The sequence below is a fragment of the Streptomyces sp. NPDC005811 genome (genome assembly GCF_040630405.1).
GTDB lineage: Bacteria > Actinomycetota > Actinomycetes > Streptomycetales > Streptomycetaceae > Streptomyces.
The window spans coordinates 16717-33357 of the sequence record NZ_JBEXXK010000032.1; the positions used below are offsets into that span (position 1 = coordinate 16717).

General features: G+C 72.1%; 15 protein-coding genes and 1 pseudogene. 6 read left to right on the plus strand and 10 right to left on the minus strand.

Annotation, left to right across the window (positions count from 1 at the left end):
- The first annotated feature begins 11 nt into the window (after window positions 1-11).
- Together xylA and ABZ490_RS30515 are read left to right on the plus strand one after the other, a co-directional pair.
- The gene (gene xylA, locus ABZ490_RS30510; RefSeq protein ID WP_358996914.1) at window positions 12-1178 is read left to right on the plus strand and encodes a xylose isomerase; all 1167 of its coding nucleotides are present in this window, start codon (window positions 12-14) and stop codon (window positions 1176-1178) included.
- Window positions 1179-1297: 119 nt separating this feature from the next.
- Window positions 1298-1681, plus strand: coding sequence for a hypothetical protein (locus ABZ490_RS30515; RefSeq protein WP_358996917.1), 384 nt, complete (start codon window positions 1298-1300; stop codon window positions 1679-1681).
- A gap of 49 nt (window positions 1682-1730) precedes the next feature.
- Here the strand turns inward: ABZ490_RS30515 and ABZ490_RS30520 are convergent, their stop codons facing one another.
- From ABZ490_RS30520 to ABZ490_RS30530, 3 genes are all read right to left on the minus strand, one after another.
- Window positions 1731-3074, minus strand: a complete 1344-nt coding sequence (locus ABZ490_RS30520; protein WP_358996920.1) for an esterase-like activity of phytase family protein — start codon at window positions 3072-3074, stop codon at window positions 1731-1733.
- A gap of 112 nt (window positions 3075-3186) precedes the next feature.
- A complete protein-coding gene (locus ABZ490_RS30525; protein WP_358996923.1) occupies window positions 3187-4572 on the minus strand; it encodes an SWF or SNF family helicase in 1386 nt (461 codons plus the stop codon).
- Window positions 4569-7571 (minus strand): DEAD/DEAH box helicase, encoded by a 3003-nt coding sequence (locus tag ABZ490_RS30530; protein WP_358996926.1) that lies wholly within the window; start codon window positions 7569-7571, stop codon window positions 4569-4571. The genes ABZ490_RS30525 and ABZ490_RS30530 overlap by 4 nt, the downstream gene beginning before the upstream one ends.
- Before the next feature lie 224 nt (window positions 7572-7795).
- Here ABZ490_RS30530 and ABZ490_RS30535 point away from each other — a divergent pair, with 224 nt between their 5' ends.
- Entirely contained in the window at window positions 7796-7978 is a 183-nt protein-coding gene (locus ABZ490_RS30535; protein WP_358996930.1) for a hypothetical protein, read from the plus strand.
- Between the two features lie 123 nt (window positions 7979-8101).
- Here the strand turns inward: ABZ490_RS30535 and ABZ490_RS30540 are convergent, their stop codons facing one another.
- Window positions 8102-9022: a hypothetical protein gene (locus ABZ490_RS30540; protein ID WP_358996933.1), complete on the minus strand. Its 921-nt coding sequence runs from the start codon at window positions 9020-9022 to the stop codon at window positions 8102-8104.
- A 135-nt stretch (window positions 9023-9157) separates the two neighbouring features.
- Window positions 9158-9493: a hypothetical protein gene (locus ABZ490_RS30545; protein WP_358996936.1), complete on the minus strand. Its 336-nt coding sequence runs from the start codon at window positions 9491-9493 to the stop codon at window positions 9158-9160.
- A gap of 104 nt (window positions 9494-9597) precedes the next feature.
- Here ABZ490_RS30545 and ABZ490_RS30550 point away from each other — a divergent pair, with 104 nt between their 5' ends.
- Window positions 9598-10497 (plus strand): oxygenase MpaB family protein, encoded by a 900-nt coding sequence (locus tag ABZ490_RS30550; protein ID WP_358996939.1) that lies wholly within the window; start codon window positions 9598-9600, stop codon window positions 10495-10497.
- On the opposite strand, the gene ABZ490_RS30555 is transcribed toward ABZ490_RS30550, so the two are convergent.
- Entirely contained in the window at window positions 10483-11007 is a 525-nt protein-coding gene (locus ABZ490_RS30555; RefSeq protein ID WP_358996942.1) for a PadR family transcriptional regulator, read from the minus strand. The two genes, ABZ490_RS30550 and ABZ490_RS30555, sit on opposite strands and share 15 nt — an antisense overlap.
- Window positions 11008-11096: 89 nt before the next feature.
- On the opposite strand from ABZ490_RS30555, the gene ABZ490_RS30560 reads away from it, so the two are divergent.
- Window positions 11097-11855: an alpha/beta hydrolase gene (locus ABZ490_RS30560; protein ID WP_358996945.1), complete on the plus strand. Its 759-nt coding sequence runs from the start codon at window positions 11097-11099 to the stop codon at window positions 11853-11855.
- A gap of 8 nt (window positions 11856-11863) precedes the next feature.
- Here the strand turns inward: ABZ490_RS30560 and ABZ490_RS30565 are convergent, their stop codons facing one another.
- Window positions 11864-12622 (minus strand): glycosyltransferase, encoded by a 759-nt coding sequence (locus tag ABZ490_RS30565; RefSeq protein ID WP_358996948.1) that lies wholly within the window; start codon window positions 12620-12622, stop codon window positions 11864-11866.
- A gap of 292 nt (window positions 12623-12914) precedes the next feature.
- Here ABZ490_RS30565 and ABZ490_RS30570 point away from each other — a divergent pair, with 292 nt between their 5' ends.
- Window positions 12915-13553, plus strand: a complete 639-nt coding sequence (locus tag ABZ490_RS30570; protein ID WP_358996951.1) for a class I SAM-dependent methyltransferase — start codon at window positions 12915-12917, stop codon at window positions 13551-13553.
- Window positions 13554-13595: 42 nt separating this feature from the next.
- Here the strand turns inward: ABZ490_RS30570 and ABZ490_RS30575 are convergent, their stop codons facing one another.
- The 3 genes and pseudogenes from ABZ490_RS30575 to ABZ490_RS30585 form a co-directional block, all read right to left on the minus strand.
- Window positions 13596-14990 carry an MMPL family transporter gene (locus ABZ490_RS30575; protein ID WP_358996954.1) on the minus strand — a complete coding sequence of 465 codons (1395 nt, stop codon included), beginning with the start codon at window positions 14988-14990 and terminating at the stop codon, window positions 13596-13598.
- A 124-nt stretch (window positions 14991-15114) separates the two neighbouring features.
- Window positions 15115-15801, minus strand: a pseudogene (locus ABZ490_RS30580) (MMPL family transporter); the annotation flags it as partial.
- A gap of 35 nt (window positions 15802-15836) precedes the next feature.
- The gene (locus tag ABZ490_RS30585) at window positions 15837-16640 is read right to left on the minus strand and encodes an alpha/beta hydrolase (RefSeq protein ID WP_358996957.1); all 804 of its coding nucleotides are present in this window, start codon (window positions 16638-16640) and stop codon (window positions 15837-15839) included.
- Between the last annotated feature and the right edge of the window lies 1 nt (window position 16641).

The window sequence follows — 16641 nt, forward strand, 5'->3', positions numbered from 1 at the left end:
GAGCAGCGGCAATGAGCTACCAGCCCACCCCTGACGACAGGTTCACCTTCGGCCTGTGGACCGTCGGCTGGCAGGGAAGGGACCCGTTCGGCGACGCCACGCGGCGTGCCCTCGACCCGGTCGAGACGGTGACGCGCCTGGCCGAGCTGGGCGCCTACGGTGTGACCTTCCACGACGACGACCTGATCCCGTTCGGGTCCTCCGACAGCGAGCGCGAGGAGCACATCAAGCGCTTCCGCCAGGCCCTGGACACCACCGGCATGACCGTGCCGATGGCCACCACCAACCTCTTCACGCACCCCGTCTTCAAGGACGGCGCGTTCACCGCGAACGACCGCGACGTGCGCCGCTACGCCCTGCGCAAGACGATCCGCAACATCGACCTGGCCGCCGAGCTCGGTGCGAAGATCTACGTCGCCTGGGGCGGCCGTGAGGGCGCCGAGTCCGGTGCCGCCAAGGACGTGCGCGTCGCTCTCGACCGCATGAAGGAGGCGTTCGACCTCCTCGGCGAGTACGTCACCTCCCAGGGCTACGACCTGCGCTTCGCCCTCGAGCCCAAGCCGAACGAGCCGCGCGGCGACATCCTCCTGCCCACCGTCGGCCACGCGCTCGCGTTCATCGAACGCCTGGAGCGCCCCGAGCTGTACGGCGTCAACCCGGAGGTCGGCCACGAGCAGATGGCGGGCCTGAACTTCCCGCACGGCATCGCGCAGGCGCTGTGGGCGGGCAAGCTCTTCCACATCGACCTCAACGGCCAGTCCGGCATCAAGTACGACCAGGACCTGCGCTTCGGCGCTGGCGACCTGCGTTCCGCGTTCTGGCTGGTCGACCTGCTGGAGAGCGCCGGCTACGAGGGTCCGAAGCACTTCGACTTCAAGCCGCCGCGCACCGAGGACCTCGACGGCGTGTGGGCCTCGGCCGCGGGCTGCATGCGCAACTACCTGATCCTCAAGGAGCGCGCGGCCGCGTTCCGTGCCGACCCGGAGGTCCAGGAGGCCCTGCGCGCCTCCCGCCTCGACGAGCTGGCCCAGGCGACCGCCGCCGACGGTCTGCAGAGCCTGCTCGCCGACCGCACCGCGTTCGAGGACTTCGACGCCGACGCGGCCGCCGCCCGCGGCATGGCCTTCGAGCGTCTCGACCAGCTCGCGATGGACCACCTGCTGGGCGCCCGCGGCTGACGCCCCCCGGTCACGGCCTCCGCACGGAATACGCCGGAATCATGCCCTCCACGGCATGAGCCGGTATCAACTTCCGTGCGGAGGTCGTTCCCGGCCCCGTTCGCGGGGACGCTGGACGTATGGCCACGCCACCCGTACCGCCGCATCCGCCCGGCCCGCCGGGCGACACACCGCCGCACGGCGGCTTCGGACCGCCCGCACCCGGCTACGGCCCCGGCGGCCCCCGACGGCGCCGGAACCCGCTCATCGCCGTCCTCGTGCTGCTCGTCGCGGCCGCGGCCGTCTTCGTCGTCGTCCTGATGGCCTCGTCCGGCGACGACTCCCCGGACGACAAGCCGACCGGCGGGACCGGCACCACGCCCGCACCCTCGATCAGCCTCCCGACGCAACTGCCCAGCACCCTGCCGAGCGAGCTGCCGTCCCAGCTCCCCAGCACCCTGCCGACGGATCTGCCGAGCGACCTGGACTCGCTGCTGCCGTCCCTGACAGCGCTGTTGCCCTAGCCTTCACGCGTGTGTGGAGGCACACGGGACTCCACACACGCGTACGGCGTCAGATGCCCCGCGGCAGCCGCACGTAGGTCACGGTCGTCTCGATCCCGCTGTCCACGAGCCGGCCCTGCGCGTCGAACGCGCCCGCGCCGTCCGTCATCCCGAAGTCGTTGTCGTTGATCAGGGCGAGCGTGTCGTGGTCCACACGCGCGACGCCCTCGATCTTCCCGGGCACCCCCGTGACCTTGCCCAGGTCGACCACCAGCCGCTTGGCGAGCACCGGGACACCGGAGGCCGCCGGGTCGGCGAGCTGCTCCAGCGACGGCGAGGTCGTGTCGTCGTCCCACCGGCCGCCGAGGATGTCCGCGCCCCGCGTCAGGCGCACCACCTGCAACCGCGCGGCCTTGTCCGTCCGTTCCTCGACCAGCAGCCGGTCGCCGCCCACCGCGACCACGGAGGAGATCTTCAGCTCGGAGGTGTCGTCCTCGCTCGGGTCGACCACGTCCACCGGGTCGAAGCGGTACGCGTGCTCGGCGGTGACCGCCTTCTTCCTGGGCGAGAAACGCAGCAGCCGGGTGGTGAGCGAGGCCTCCCCGGCGTCCGTGTCGGGCAGCGACAGAGGACTCTGCACCGCCAGCACGAGATCCCCGCCGGGAAGCCGGGCGAGGCCCTCGAAGCCACGGTTGATCTTCCGGTGCAGCAGCACCGAGGGCAGCGCCTCCACCACCGGGTAGTCCGCGCCCGTGAGGCTCAGCCCCTCGGGCACATAGCGGGTCAGCACCTTCCCGCGCGCGGAGACGTGCACCAGCGAGGGGCCGTACTCGTCGGCGAGCCAGAAACTCCCGTCCGCCGCCCGCACGATGCCCTCGGTGTCCAGCCCGTTCGGGTTGTACGACAGAGGTGTGCGGGCGTCGTAGGAGTACGGCGCCTCGTCGCGGCCCTCCTGGTTGGGCAGACCGGTGACGGGCTTCCCGGAGGAGGTGGTGATCGGGAGGGCGTCCAGCACCTTCACCGTGTCGCCGCTCACCCGGATCCGCACGATCGCGGGGTCGAAGCCCGGGACCGGGAACGTACGGCGCTTCTTCCCGTCGATCTTGATCTGGCCGTTGGGCCCGCGGTCCGTGACCGTCCAGAACTCGCCCTTGCGGCCCGCCGGGTAGATGTCGCTGCCGATGCCGCCGAGGTCCACACCGCGGTCGTCGTCCACCGTGCCCGGCAGCAGAGCGTTGCTGAACGCCCCGAGCGGGAGGTCGCCCAGTGTGGCGGTCCGCGTCACACGCGCCTGCCCGGAGGCGGTGTCCGCGGTCGCCGGACCGGCCAGGACGAGAGCGGCCAGCACGGCGAGCGGTACGCCCGCCGCGACGGAACGGTGGACGCGGCGCCGGCCGGCGGAGTGCGGGGACATCAAGCCTCCTGAAGTGCAAGTGCGGTGACAGCGGCCAGAGTTGGCGCGCCCGCCGAACGGGACACGACATTCCGGTGAACGCGGGGCGTCGGTCGCCCGGCGGGCCGCCGCCTCACCCCCTCCGAGCTCGGGAAAGCGCTTCCCCGCCCTCCCTGCCCTCCCCGCCCTGCTCGCCCTCCCTGCCCTCCCCGCCCTGCTTGTTCTCATCGCCCGCCTCGCCCGTCTCGCCCTCCTCGCTCGACCGTGCCGCGGCCAGGGCCGTCGCCGGGTCCCGCGCCGCGATCCCGGCCGGCACCCAGCGCCCGCCCTCCTTGCGGTACGGCCACCAGCGACCGTCCCGCCCCAGCCGCACCTGACCGGACTCCCCGACCACCGTCCACCGGTTGCCCCGCGCCCGCAGCACCGGCCGCTCGTCCTCCTCCCAGGCCGACTCCAGCGCCGCACGCGCGCGTGCCAGCGCCTCGCCCTCCACGGCCCACTCCTCCTCCAGCACCGACAGGGCCGCCGCACCGCCGTACCGCCAGGCCCGTACCGCCCGCGCCAACTGCTCCCGCCCACGCCCCGATCCGGCACCGAGCCGCTCACCCACCCCGTCGCTCCCGGTCTCGTCGGCCTCCCCCGCGGCCAGCCGCACCGTGTCCTGAGAGACCGTCAACCGCTCCGCAGGGGCCGGTGACCCCGCTGCCCCGCGCAGGGCCTCGGCGAGGTGCAGCCGGGCGGCCGCGGCCGCCCGCGCGGCCAGGATCCGCAGAGCCGCAGGTTCCACGCCGGGCGGCGCCGGGACGTCCGTGTCCAGCGAGGGCGGAACACCCGGCTCCGCCGGAACCTCGGGCAGGGCGGGCAACGGCGGAAGGACGTCCCCCGCCGCATATGCCTCCGCCGCGTCCACCCCCTCCGGCGGAGCGGGTGCTCCGACGGGAGCGGCCGCGCCACGGGTCTGGAGATCGTCCAGTACGGCATGCTCGGCGCGTCCCCTGATCAGCAGCAGGAGGAACGGATCCTGGTCGAGCAGCCGCGCCACCTGGTAGCAGAGCGCCGCGGTATGACCGCAGTGGTCCCAGGCCCCGCAGTCGCACTCGGCCTCCAGCTCGCCGAGCCCCGGCAGCAGGGCGACACCGGCCGTCTCCGCGTCCTCCACCAGATGCGGTGGCATCTCGCGGTCGAGGAGCGCGGCCACATGCCCCGACCGCTCCGCCGCCAGGTCCAGAAAACGGTCCCACTCCGCGTCCGAGAGCTCATCGAGCATCACATCGGCCCGATGCGCGGTGCGGTCGCGCCCCCGTACGACGGCCGTGATGCGCCCCGGCCGCACCGACACCGCCCCCACGGCACCGGCCCGCACCAGCCTGCGCCCCGACCGCACCGGCTCCGACTCCAGCGCGCCGTCCTCCAGTGCGGCCAGCCACGCCCGGCCCCACCAGCTCTGCGCGAAGGCCTTCCCGCGCGCGGGAGGCAACGCCGCGAAGGTACGTTCCCGATCGTCTTCGTGTGCCTTCATCGCATGCCCCCGCGCAGCTCGACCAGTTCCGCCAGTTCGCTGTCCGTCAGCTCCGTGAACGCCGCCTCGCCCGACCCCAGCACGGCGTCGGCCAGGCCCTGCTTGCGGCGCAGCAGGTCCGCGATCCGGTCCTCGACGGTGCCCTCGGCGATCAGCCGGTGGACCTGTACCGGCCGGGTCTGCCCGATGCGGTACGCCCGGTCGGTCGCCTGCGCCTCCACGGCCGGGTTCCACCAGCGGTCGTAGTGCACGACGTGCTCCGCGCGCGTGAGGTTGAGGCCGGTCCCGGCCGCCTTGAGCGACAACAGGAACACGGGGACCTTCCCGTCCTGGAACCGCCCGACCATCGCCTCGCGCTCGGCCACGGGCGTCCCGCCGTGCAGGAACTGCGTCGGCACGCCGCGTGCCGCCAGATGCCGCTCCAGCAGCCGCGCCATGCGCACGTACTGCGTGAACACCAGGACACCCGCCCCCTCGGAGAGGATCGTGTCCAGGAGTTCGTCCAGCAGCTCCAGTTTCCCGGAGCGCCCGGCCGCCCCAGGCCGCTCCTCCTTGAGGTACTGCGCCGGATGGTTGCAGATCTGTTTGAGCCCGGTCAGCAGCTTCATGATCAGCCCGCGCCGCGCCATGTCGTCGGCCTCGGTGATCGCCGCCAGCGTCTCGCGCACCACCGCCTCGTACAGGCCCGTCTGCTCCGTGCTGAGCGACACCGGGCGGTCGGTCTCGGTCTTCGGCGGCAGCTCCGGGGCGATCCCCGGGTCCGACTTGCGCCGGCGCAGCAGGAACGGCGCCACGAGCCGGGACAGCCGCTCCGCCGCGGCCGGATCCCCGCCGCCCTCAACCTCGCGCGCGTACCGCCTGCGGAAGGTGCCGAGGCGGCCCAGCAGACCCGGTGTCGTCCAGTCCAGGATCGCCCACAGCTCCGACAGGTTGTTCTCCACCGGCGTGCCCGTCAGCGCCACACGCGCGCGTGCTCCGACGGTGCGCAGCGCCCGCGCGGTCGCCGAGTAGGGGTTCTTCACATGCTGCGCCTCGTCCGCCACGACCAGGCCCCACGGCACCCCGCCGATCCGGTCCGCGTCCAGCCTCAGGGTGCCGTATGTGGTCAGCACGAACTCCCCGTCCGCCAGAGCGTCCAGCCCGCGGCGCGGCCCGTGGAAGCGGCGCACCGGCGTGCCCGGGGCGAACCGTTCGATCTCCCGCTGCCAGTTGCCCATGAGGGACGTCGGGCAGACCACCAGGGTCGGTCCTGCCGCCGAGGCGTCCGACTGGCGGTGCAGATGAAGGCTGATCAGCGTGATGGTCTTGCCCAGCCCCATGTCGTCGGCCAGACAGCAGCCGAGCCCCAGCGAGGTGTTCCGCGCCAGCCAGTCGAGCCCGCGCCGCTGGTAGTCGCGCAGCGTCGCGTCCAGCGCGGCGGGCTGCTCCACCGGCTCCTGCGCCCCGGGGTCCGTCAACCGCTCCCGCAGGCCCGCGAGCCACCCCGTGGGCCGTACCTCGACCACCCGGCCGTCCACCTCCGTGGAGCCGGTGAGCGCGGTGCCCAGCGCCTCGACGGGCGTCATCTTGCCGTCCTGGTGCGCGTGGGCGCGGCGCGCCTCCTCCGGGTCGATCAGGACCCACCGGTCACGCAGCCGGACGAGGGGCCGGTTGGCCTCGGCGATCCGGTCCAGCTCCTCGCGGGTGAGCCGCCGGTCGCCCAAGGCGAACGACCAGGTGAACGACAGCAGGGCGTCCGCCGACAGGAACGACGCCGTGTCCGGGCCGAGGCCGTACCCCTCCGTGCCGTGACCCTCCGTGCCGTTCCCGTCCGTGCCGTTCCCGTCCGTGCCGTTCCCGTCCGTGCCGTTCCCGTCCGGGCCGTCCTCCGGCGGGCCGACCACCGCGCGGGCGGTCAGGGCGGGGGCCAGCTCCCTCGGCCAGTGCACCTCGACCCCCGCCGACGCCAGCGCCCGCGATCCCTCCCCGAGCAGTTCGGCGATCTCCTCCTCGAGGAGACCGACGGCGTCCGGGACGGTGGCCGACAGCAGCGGGGTGAGCGCGGGCCAGGCCCGGGCCGCGCGGTGCAGCGCCAGCAGTACGTCCCTACGCGCGCGTGGACCGAAGCGACCGCTCGCGGCCCCCGCCTCGCCCCAGATCCCGGCGGCGTCCACGACGACCGCGGGATCGCTGACGCTGTGCACCTGGGGCACGGCCCGGAACCGCGCCGAGACCGCGTCCGGCACCGGACCCGCCTCGGCGTGCGCCGGATCCGACCCTGCCGGCCCGATCCCCGGCGCCTCGATCCCGGACGCCTCGATCCCGGACGCCTCGATCCCGGACACCTCGATCCGCAGCGAGAGCCGGACGCCCGCGTCGTGGCCCGCGGCGACATCGTCGGCCCAGGCGCGGAGCTCCGGCAGTCGCAGCGGCTCAGGGGCGGCGTAGGCCGGTGCGCCGGTCACCAGCGGTGCCGCGGGGGAGCGGGGGAGCGTGTCGGCGACCGCGTCCAGGAAGGCTCGCAGCAGCCGCTCAGGGTCCGGCAGCCGCAGGGGCGTGGCGGTGTCGACGGGCACGGCGTGCGCCTCGGGCGGCATGGCGGCGGCCAGCCGGCGGACGGCCTCGACGTCGTCCGGGCCGAGCGGCCCGATCCGCCAGGCGTCGTGGTCGTCCGGGGAAAGTCCGGGCAGGAGCAGCCCCCGCGCCACGAACCGCAGCGCCAGCAGCGACGCCGCACCCCAGAACACGGCCGCCCGGTGCCCTTCCTGGGCGACACGCGCGTGTGCGAGCACCGGCAGGGCCTCCTGCACGGGTATCAGGACGGCACGCACGCGGGTGAGGGTCACCCCGGCACCGACGGGCCGGACGACCGGCAGATCGTCGACGGCGGCGGAGGCGGGGGAGAGGTGGGAGGGGAGGCGGTCTTGGTCGGGCCGCCAGAAGGCAACGGCACCGGCGCGGGCCGGGACGGCGGGCACGAACACGGCGTGACACCCGGCCGGTTCGGAGATCTCGGACACTGTTTCCACGGGAACCCTCTGCGCAGCGATGACGTACTTCTCAAGTTTGACTAGCCGGATCGGGGTCGCCGAGGGTACAGCATTTTCAGGGACGTCTCCGGGCCGCCTCGGGGATGCCTCGGGGTGGAGGTCAGGGACGATTCAGGGTCGGTTCCGGAACCGCGCGCGGCGCGAACCCGTTTTCATGACAGAGAGCGGCAGGGGCCGCGAAGGAGGCGACGCACATGTCGAGGAACGCGAAGATCGCCGCCGGAGGTGTGGCGGTCGGGATTCTGCTGTTGATCTGGCTGCCCTGGTGGGCGGCTCTGCTGATCGTGCTGGGGGTTCCGGCGGCGGCCTACCTCACGCTGGATCCCGCACAGCGGCGCAGGCTGCGCCGCGTCACCCGCAAGGAGCTCGGCCGCTGAGGGAGCCGACGAGAGAGCCGATGAGGGAGTCACCGGGCACGAGGACCGCGGTGGGCGTGCGTCCCGGAGGGACGGGCGGGGGCTGATGCCCCGAGCACGCCTCGTCGCGGTCCTCGTCCCGCCTCAGGACGGACGCACGGCCACCTTGTCCAGCGCATCGAGGAGTCCCGGCAGTTCCGCTCCCCGGCCGACCGGGAGCACCTCGCCGGGCCGCGCGTCGAACAGGAGGAACGCGATGTCGTCGGTCCTGGCCACGAGTGACCAGCCGGGGCCGTCGGCGCGCAGGGTGCGCGCATCGCCAGGCGCGAACGACGACCGTACGCGACCGGGCGGCGGCGGAGTCTCCACATAGGCACGGGCCTCGGCCAGCACCCGCCGGATGTCGCTGCGCCCCGTCGGAGCGGTCTGCGCGGCTTCGGTCCCGTCCGCGTCCCCGTCGCTTCCGCGGTCCTTCTCCGCCCCGCCCGCCCCGTCCGCCTCGGCGTCCGCGTCCACCGGGCCGGAGCCCTCGGCAGGTCCCGCGGCGTCAGGCTCAGTGATGAAGTCCGCGTCGTCTATCTGGTCCCGCCACAGCGTCCACTGGACCGCGATCTCGTCGGCCCCCAGCCGTCGCTGGGCCGGACCCCATACCGACGTGTCCGGCGGGGCCAGCGCGGGGCCGTCCGCGATCTCCGGGGCGGGATCGTGCGGTGCGGGCACACCGGGCGCCGCGACGGCGACGTCCAGGGGCCACCCCGGGAGTGCCGCGACCACTGTCCGCTCGTCGGGCGACAGCTCGTGCTCCATGCCGCAGTCCCACGACGCGATGGCGACCGCCACCAGCGACACGTCGTCGATGACGACCGTCCACCGCGCGCCCCCGCCGTCCTGGCCCAGCACCAGGCCGTACCCGTCGGCCAGCGGTGCGAGACCGAGCGCCGCACAGGCCTCCGGGTAGTCGTCCCCGAGCACCGCCGGGAACTTCGCCGGCGTCAGCAGCGCTGCCGTGAGCACATAGAGCGCGTCGTCCGCGGCGGCGACGGTGTCCTCGTCCGTCCCGGCCATCCCAGCCTCCCCATCCATTGGTCCAACGGCGCGCACCCTAGTGCGGCGGGAAGGCGCTTGTCACGACTCCCCGGCACACCCGGAGCTGCAGTTTTCCGGCCTGACGGGGCGAAACGGCCACCCTTCACCGATCTGTCACACGGCCGGCAGCCCCAGCAGTGCCCGCGCCACGGTGCCGGGCGACTCGTCGCGCTCCCGTGCGAGGGCGATGAGGGCACGGCAGGCGAGTTCGTTGACCCCGAAGGACAGCGCCTCCGGCGACACCCAGCCCGCCGCCTCCTCGATGCGGTCCTGATCGTCCTCCGCGCGGGCGGAGACGTACACGGCGGCCGCCTCGAACAGATTGTGCGGGCGTTTCGCGGCGGCGGATCCCTTCCCGGCGGCGGGCCGCGACCCGCCCGGGCCGTCGGGCGACGGTGTGCTCCGCGCGCCGAAGAGCCTTGCGCCGGCCTTGTGGATCCTGTCGATCATGGTGACGACCTTCCCCGATACGGTGGTACGCCTTGCTGTGGTCCTTTCATCTCCCTTTACCCAACCTGGAGTTAGAGTCACGGCGGCAGAAAGGGAACCGTACGGTGAAGCGATTCGAGCGGCTCGAACAAATCCGGCGCATGGACCCGTACCGGGACGCCCACGCGATCTACCGGCTCTCCGCGGCGTACGAGTTCCCGTGGGACTTCACCCGCGCCCTCGAACTCGCCCTCTACCGCACCTACGCGGTGCCGAGCATCGGCCGGCTGCTGGCCGAGACGGCGGAGCTCACCGACCGCTCCCAGAAACGCTACGACGACACGTCCCTGCTCCTCGGCGCCGTCGTCGAGCACGGCTTCGACAGCGAGCGGGGCCGGACGGCGGTGCGCCGCATCAACCGGATGCACCGCAGCTACGACATCGCCGACGACGACCTGCGGTATGTGCTCTGCACGTTCGTCGTCCTGCCCAAACGGTGGACCGACGCCTATGGATGGCGTCGGATGTCCCGCCACGAGATCGTGGCCTCCACCGTCCACTACGGCACGCTGGGCCGTCTCATGGGCATCCGGGGCATCCCCGAGACCTACGAGGAGTTCGAGGACTGTCTCGACGCCTACGAGAAGGCCCACTTCGCCTTTGACGAGCAGGCGCGCCGGGTCTCGGACGCCACGCTCGACCTGATGGCGTCCTGGTATCCACGGCCGCTCGCCCCCGTCCTGCGCACCGCCACGCTCGCCCTGCTCGACGAGCCGCTGCTGACGGCCTTCCGCTACAGCCCACCGAGCCCGGCCGTCCGCACCCTGGTGCGCCGGGCCGTACGCGCGCGTGGACGCGCGGTGCGACTGCTCCCGCCCCGCCGCGAGCCCCACTACGCGCGGCAGAACTGGGAGATCAAGGGCTATCCGAACGGCTACCGCCTGGAGGACCTGGGCACCCGCCCGGTACCCGGCCTGCGCGGCTGCCCCGTACGGCACACCGGGGGCGACTCAGCCGCCCAGTGAGTCCAGGGTCTCGCGCAGCCAGGTGATCTCGGCCCGGGACGTGGCCCGTGCGACGGTCAGCACACCCCGCCGGAACGGGTCGTCGAGCTCCTCGGCGCGCAGGGGCCGGTCGCCGTCGTAGAAGAAACTCGTCGGCTCCTGGAGGAAGTCCAGACGGCGACGGAGCACGGCGGCCTGCGCGGCAGCGTCGTCCAGGTGCCGTAGGAACGTGAGAACCGTGAACCAGCGGTTCTCGTCGGTGATATCGCGCTCGCCCGGCTCGGCCAGTCGCCCGCGCAGTTCGCTCCGGCCCTCGTCGGTGAGGCTCAGGACATGCCGGGGAGCTGCCACGGCCCCCGGCTCGGTGGAGCGCGCCAGGAACCCCGACCGCTCCAGCCGCTTGATCGCCGGGTACAGCGTGCTCTCCGCCACCGGGCGTACATGTCCCGTCAGCGCCGTGAGGCGTTTGCGCAGCTCGTAGCCGTGCAGCGGGGTGTCGTACAGAAAGCCGAGGATGGCGAGCTCCAGCATGCCCGCATCCTATAACTCGCTGACGTAATACATCGGCGCCGATGTATTGTTCCTGTGTCGGTGACAGCCGGGTGGGCGAGGGGGACGAGATGCGGCATGCCGTGTTCGACGACAAGGGAAGCGCCATCCGGTGGACGGAGACGCCGGGCGACGAACCCGCGCGCGTGTACGTGCACGGACTGGGGTCGGTCTCGGCCGTCTACCACGCGCACGTGGCGGCCCGGCCCGAACTCGTCGGCCGGCGCAGCCTGTTCGTCGACCTTCCCGGGCACGGCATCAGCGACCGTCCCGAGGACTTCGGGTACACCCTCGAGGACCACGCCGACGCTCTGGCTGCCGCCCTGGACACGGCACGGGTGAGGGCCGCGGAACTCGTCGCCCACAGCATGGGCGGCTCCGTGGCCATCGTCCTGGCGCACCGCCGGCCCGACATGGTCGCCCGGCTCGTCCTCACGGAGGCCAACCTGGACGCGTTCCCGCCGTCGGCCGCGGGCAGCGCCGCCATCGCCTCCTTCACCGAGGAGGAGTTCCTCGACGACGGGTACGCGCGCGTGCTCGACCGGGTGGGTCCCCTGTGGGCCGCGACGATGCGGCTCGCCGATCCGCGTGCCCTGTACCGCAGCGCCGTCGCGCTGCGGCGTGGTTCCGACCCGGTCATGCGCGAGATCCTGGCCGGGCTCCACATGGTCGACCGCGTCTACCTCCAGGGAGAACGCAGCGGTCCGCTCGACGGGGCGGACGCCCTGGAGAAGGCGGGCGTCCGTGTCGTGACGGTGCCGGACGCCGGACACAATGTCATGTTCGACGCGGCGGACTCGTTCGTCGCGGCGGTCGCCGCGGCCGCATGAGCCGTCGGTCAGTTCGGTGTCTTCTCCGATGCCCACGCGTCCAGGGCGGCCGCGCGCTCCCGGATCAGTGACATGCGGGCCTCCCATTCCTCCCCTCCTCGGTGAGCAGGGGAATTGGTGATCTGTCCCACGTGCTTGCGGTACAGCAGCCCAACCTCCGCGATGAACCAGCCACTTGCCAGGGCGTCCAGCGCGAGCAGCAGGCCGGTGTCGCCGGAGGCCGGCAGGGCCATCCAGCCCCCCAGGAGCACCACCAGGCGACGGCGCACACAGAGCGTTGCCGGATGCACCTGGGGGCGCTGATGCTTCGCCCAGAAGGTGTACGCACTGCTTTGCGGGAGACGGCCGGGGGCGGGATCGCCGAGTTCGAAGGAGACCGTGCTGCCGTCTTCGAGAAGGTCGGTCACCCGCGACGTGGTCCAGTCGATCTCGGGGTTGTTCTCCAGCACGGCGATATCGCGTGACAGGGCACCCGGAGTCAACTGGTCATCCGAATCCAGAGTTTTCACGTAGGCGCCGGAAGAACGAGCGAGCGCCATGGTACGGGCCACATGAGGACCTCCGGGGCGAGACGCCGAGATACGAATGCGCGGATCATCCGTAGGTAATTCACTTGAGGCATGCACCTCATGGCCGTCCTCTTGTATGCACCATTCCCAGGACCATCCCTCCGGAAGTTCCTGGGCGCGGAGTGATGCGTATGCGTCGGGCAGGTATTTCACACTTTCCCGGTGCACAGGGGTGACGATCGAGATGACGCTGTTCATCCTGTTTTCCTCTTCTCGGACACGAGTCCCGGGTGCTTTCGGTAGATCGCCCCAGGTCGATCGATTGCCCAGCCCGGAGAGACGGCCTCGCAGAGCTCAAGAGGGGGTGGCGACAGGCGAACCCAAGTATTTCCCCCGGCGAGGCCGGACAGGACACGCCCCCGTCGTGGGCTCGGGCATGATCACACCCTCGCAGATCGGCAACACCGAGGCAAGATCTTCCTGGGAAGGTGTGGGCCACGCCGTTGGACGGGGTAGGGCAGGTGGCACAGACCAGTTGAGGGGAACAAGCGTGCAGACCGAGAATGCGCAGTACCTGGCACGGCTGGAGCAGGCTCTTCAGCCCTCCGCCCCCATCCCGGCGGGGGACAATTGGGCCGCAGCCCCGGATCTGCTGCTGTACCTCGTGGAGCAGATCCGCGCGCGGAGACCCGCACTCGTCATCGAACTGGGCAGTGGTGTCTCCACTTTGTGGCTCGCCACGGCCCTGCGCACCTTCGACATCCCCGGCCGTGTGGTGAGCCTGGAACACGATCCCGGCTATCACGAGCAGACCACGAAGGAGGTCCGCCGCCTGGATCTCGACGAGTTCGCCGAGGTGCGGCTTGCTCCGCTGGAGCAGCACACCCTTGGGGGCGAGACCTTGTCCTGGTACGCCGAACCGGCCTGGCGTGACCTGAGAGGCTGCGGCCTGCTGTTCGTGGACGGCCCGCCCGGATGGACCGCGCCGCTCTCCCGGTACCCGGCCGTCCCCTTGCTCGCAGACGCTCTCGCGCCCGGCGCCGCAGTGGTCCTCGACGACCACGATCGCGCTGATGAGCAGGCCATTGTCGCCCGCTGGACAGAGCAGCACCCCACCTGGTCCCTCGAACGCGTCGCGCACCGGAAGGGGACGGCGGTGCTGCATCTCCCGGACACGACGCCGAGCTGACACACCTCCTCGAGAACCACGCGGTGTCCGACAACGTCGGCTTCAAGAGCCGTCTCCCAGGGCAGGGGGCAACTGCAGCTCAGCGGCTTCTGGAACAACTACAGCCGGATCGTCCACACCCTCCCGGAGGCCGTGGCGGGCGTAGAAGCGTCGCAGGGGTGCCGGCGCCCACCAGTTCGCGTTTCCGAGGAGGCGCATCGTGGCCGGTACCAGCAGCGCCCGGACGATCGTCGCGTCCAGCAGGACGGCGATGAGCATCGCCACCCCGATCAGCTTGATGAACGTGATTCCGGAGACGGAGAACAGCCCGATCACGACCAGGATGAGCAGCGCGGCGCTGGTGATGATCCGGCCGCTGCGCTGCAGCCCGACCGCGACCGCCGCGGTGTTGTCGCCGGTCCGGTCGTACTCCTCGCGGATCCGGGACATCAGGAAGACCTCGTAGTCCATCGACAGCCCGAACACGACCGCGAGGACCAGAATCGGCTGGGTCGCCTCCAGCGTCCCGGTGGAGGTGAAGTGCAGCAGGCCCGACAGATGGCCGTCCTGGAAGATCAGGACCAGCGCGCCGAACGAGGCGCCGAGCGACAGGATGTTCATCACGATCGCCTTGATCGGCAGCACGACCGAGCCGAAGGCGAGGAACAGCAGGACGAAGCCGGCGCCACCGATGATCAGCGCCATCCAGGGCAACAGATCGCCCACGGCGTCGAGTTGGTCGGCCAGCTGCGCGGTCTGGCCACCCACCAGCGCCTCACCACCCGGCGGTGCCGGTACGGCCCGGATCCGGCTCACGAGATCCCGCGACCGGGGCGATATCGGGTCGCCCTCGTACCTGATCGTGACCCGGGCGACATCGCCGGACCGCCCCGTGACCTCGGCCCCGGACACCCCGTCGACCGTCCGGACGGCGTCGACGTAGCGCTCCAGACCGGCCCGGTCCGACGAGGTCACGATCGCCTCGACCGGCACCTGACCGTTCCGTACGAAGTCCCGGTCGACGGTTTCCGAGACCACACGGCTCTCGGTACCCGTCGGCAGCACCCTCGGGTCGATACCGCCGAACTCGACGCGCAGGAAAGGCGCGGCGGCCAGCAACAGGACCGCGAGCACCCCGGTCGCATAGAGGACAGGGCGGCGCATGATGCTGTGCGCGAGGCGGTACCAGAACCCGTGCGCGACCATGTCCTCGTCCCGCGGGAGAGCCGGTGGCGGGCGCCTGAGCAGCCGTCGTACCGAAAGGGCCTCGACCCGGGGGCCGAGCACGGCGAGCAGGGCAGGCAGCACGGTCAGTGCCGCCACCATCGCCACCACGACCGCGGACAGACCGCCGAGCCCCATCGAGCGGAGGAAGGTCATCGGGAAGATCAGCAGTCCGGCCAATGAGACGGCGACGGTGACGCCGGAGACCGCGACCGTACGACCGGCCGTGGCCATCGTGCGGGCGACGGCGTCCTCGACCCCGAGCCCGCGGGCGATCTCCTCCCGGAACCGCCCCGCCCATGAACAGGCCGTAGTCGATCGCCAGGCCCAGCCCGAGGATCGTCACCACGTTGACCGAGAAGACCGAGACGTCGGTCAGGTAGGTCATCGCGCGCAGCGCCGTGAACGCTCCGAGGATGGCCAGAGCGCCGATCGCGAGCGGCAGGCCTGCCGCGGCCGCACTGCCGAAGACGACGACCAGGAGCACGAGCAGCACCGGTATGGAGACCGTCTCGGCGAAGGCGATGTCCGCCGCGACCCGCTCGCGGATGTCGCGGTCGACCGTGGTGGGGCCGCCGACCTGGGTCCGCAGGCCGGGCGCGTCCAGCCTGTCCTCGATCCCGTCCAGCGCTTCGCCGCGCTGCGCCTCGTCGTCACCGGCCAGGGTCAGCACCGCGTAGGTGGCGTGCCGGTCGTGGCTGACCAGGGCCGGGCTGCCGGTGCTCCAGTAGGTGAAGGTCCGGGTCACCACGTCGCGGGGAAGCGCTTGCAGCGTCTCCGTCACGGCTCGCCGGAACACCGGGTCGTCGACGGTCGCACCGGTGCTGGTGTACAGGACCACCGCGTCGTTGCCGGTCCGGCCCAGTGTCGCTTCGGCACGGGCGGCCGCGCGCGAGCTCTGGCCGGCCGGGTCGTCGAACCCTCCGGTGGTCAGCGAGCCGAAGACCCGTGTGCCCCAGATGCCGCCGAACACCAGGAAGGCCGCGGCCAGGCCGATCACCCACCACCGTCGGCCGACCATCGTCCGCCCCCACCTCTCGAACATCGCCGTCCCCTCCTGGCTCCGTCGGCTCGGTGGTGTCAGCGCGCGGCGCGCCTGACGAGGGCGGCCGTCGCCGCGGGCCGCGCGATCATCGCGACGTGCGAGGTGTCGGCCTCGACGGTGTGCGCGCCGGCGCGGCGCGCCATGAACCGCTGTGCCGCCGGGGGCAGCACCTGGTCGTCGCGGCCCACGAGGTACCAGGACGGAATGGTCTTCCAGGCCGGGGCGCCGGACGGCTCCCCGAGGGTGCGTACGTCCGCCGGCCGCTGGCCCGCCCACATCAGCTCGGCGGTCGTCTTCGGCAGGTCCCCGGCGAACACGTCGTGGAAGCGGTCCTTCTTGATGTAGCCGTCGACGAGGCCCTCCCCGTAGGGACGGAAGTCCAGCGCCTCCTCGCTGAGTCTGCTTCCCGGGTACTTCGTCTGCAGACCCAGCAGCGTCTCGCCCTGATCGGGTACGAACGCGGCCACGTAGACCAGCGCCTTCACGTTCGGGTTGCCGGTCGCGGCGTTCGTGACGACGATCCCGCCGTAGGAGTGCGCGACGAGGACGAGAGGACCGCTGAGGGTCGCGAGGATGCCGGCCAGGTAGGCGGAGTCGGAGGCCACGCCGCGCAGGGGGTTGGGCGGTGCGATGACCGGGTAGCCGTCGCGGATGAGCCGGGCGGCGACCCCGTTCCAGCCGGAGGCGTCGGCGAACGCGCCGTGCACGAGCACCACGGTGGGCTTCTTGCTGCTTCCGCTTCCGCTTCCGGGGTGTGCCTGAGCGGCGGGCGCGTCGAGTGCGGCGCCCACCACGACCGCGGCGGATCCGGCCAACAGCCCACGGCGAGTTGTCGTCATT

What these genes read in the sequence shown, in the direction of transcription:
- ABZ490_RS30535 (WP_358996930.1), top strand. Translation starts at nt 7,796, where the DNA reads ATGTCGAGGAACGCGAAGATCGCCGCCGGAGGTGTGGCGGTCGGGATT.
- ABZ490_RS30560 (WP_358996945.1), top strand. Translation starts at nt 11,097, where the DNA reads ATGCGGCATGCCGTGTTCGACGACAAGGGAAGCGCCATCCGGTGGACG.
- ABZ490_RS30540 (WP_358996933.1), bottom strand. Translation starts at nt 9,022, where the DNA reads ATGGCCGGGACGGACGAGGACACCGTCGCCGCCGCGGACGACGCGCTC.
- ABZ490_RS30585 (WP_358996957.1), bottom strand. Translation starts at nt 16,640, where the DNA reads ATGACGACAACTCGCCGTGGGCTGTTGGCCGGATCCGCCGCGGTCGTG.
- ABZ490_RS30525 (WP_358996923.1), bottom strand. Translation starts at nt 4,572, where the DNA reads ATGAAGGCACACGAAGACGATCGGGAACGTACCTTCGCGGCGTTGCCT.
- ABZ490_RS30545 (WP_358996936.1), bottom strand. Translation starts at nt 9,493, where the DNA reads ATGATCGACAGGATCCACAAGGCCGGCGCAAGGCTCTTCGGCGCGCGG.
- ABZ490_RS30555 (WP_358996942.1), bottom strand. Translation starts at nt 11,007, where the DNA reads ATGCTGGAGCTCGCCATCCTCGGCTTTCTGTACGACACCCCGCTGCAC.
- ABZ490_RS30520 (WP_358996920.1), bottom strand. Translation starts at nt 3,074, where the DNA reads ATGTCCCCGCACTCCGCCGGCCGGCGCCGCGTCCACCGTTCCGTCGCG.
- ABZ490_RS30565 (WP_358996948.1), bottom strand. Translation starts at nt 12,622, where the DNA reads ATGAACAGCGTCATCTCGATCGTCACCCCTGTGCACCGGGAAAGTGTG.
- ABZ490_RS30515 (WP_358996917.1), top strand. Translation starts at nt 1,298, where the DNA reads ATGGCCACGCCACCCGTACCGCCGCATCCGCCCGGCCCGCCGGGCGAC.
- ABZ490_RS30575 (WP_358996954.1), bottom strand. Translation starts at nt 14,990, where the DNA reads ATGGCCACGGCCGGTCGTACGGTCGCGGTCTCCGGCGTCACCGTCGCC.
- xylA (WP_358996914.1), top strand. Translation starts at nt 12, where the DNA reads ATGAGCTACCAGCCCACCCCTGACGACAGGTTCACCTTCGGCCTGTGG.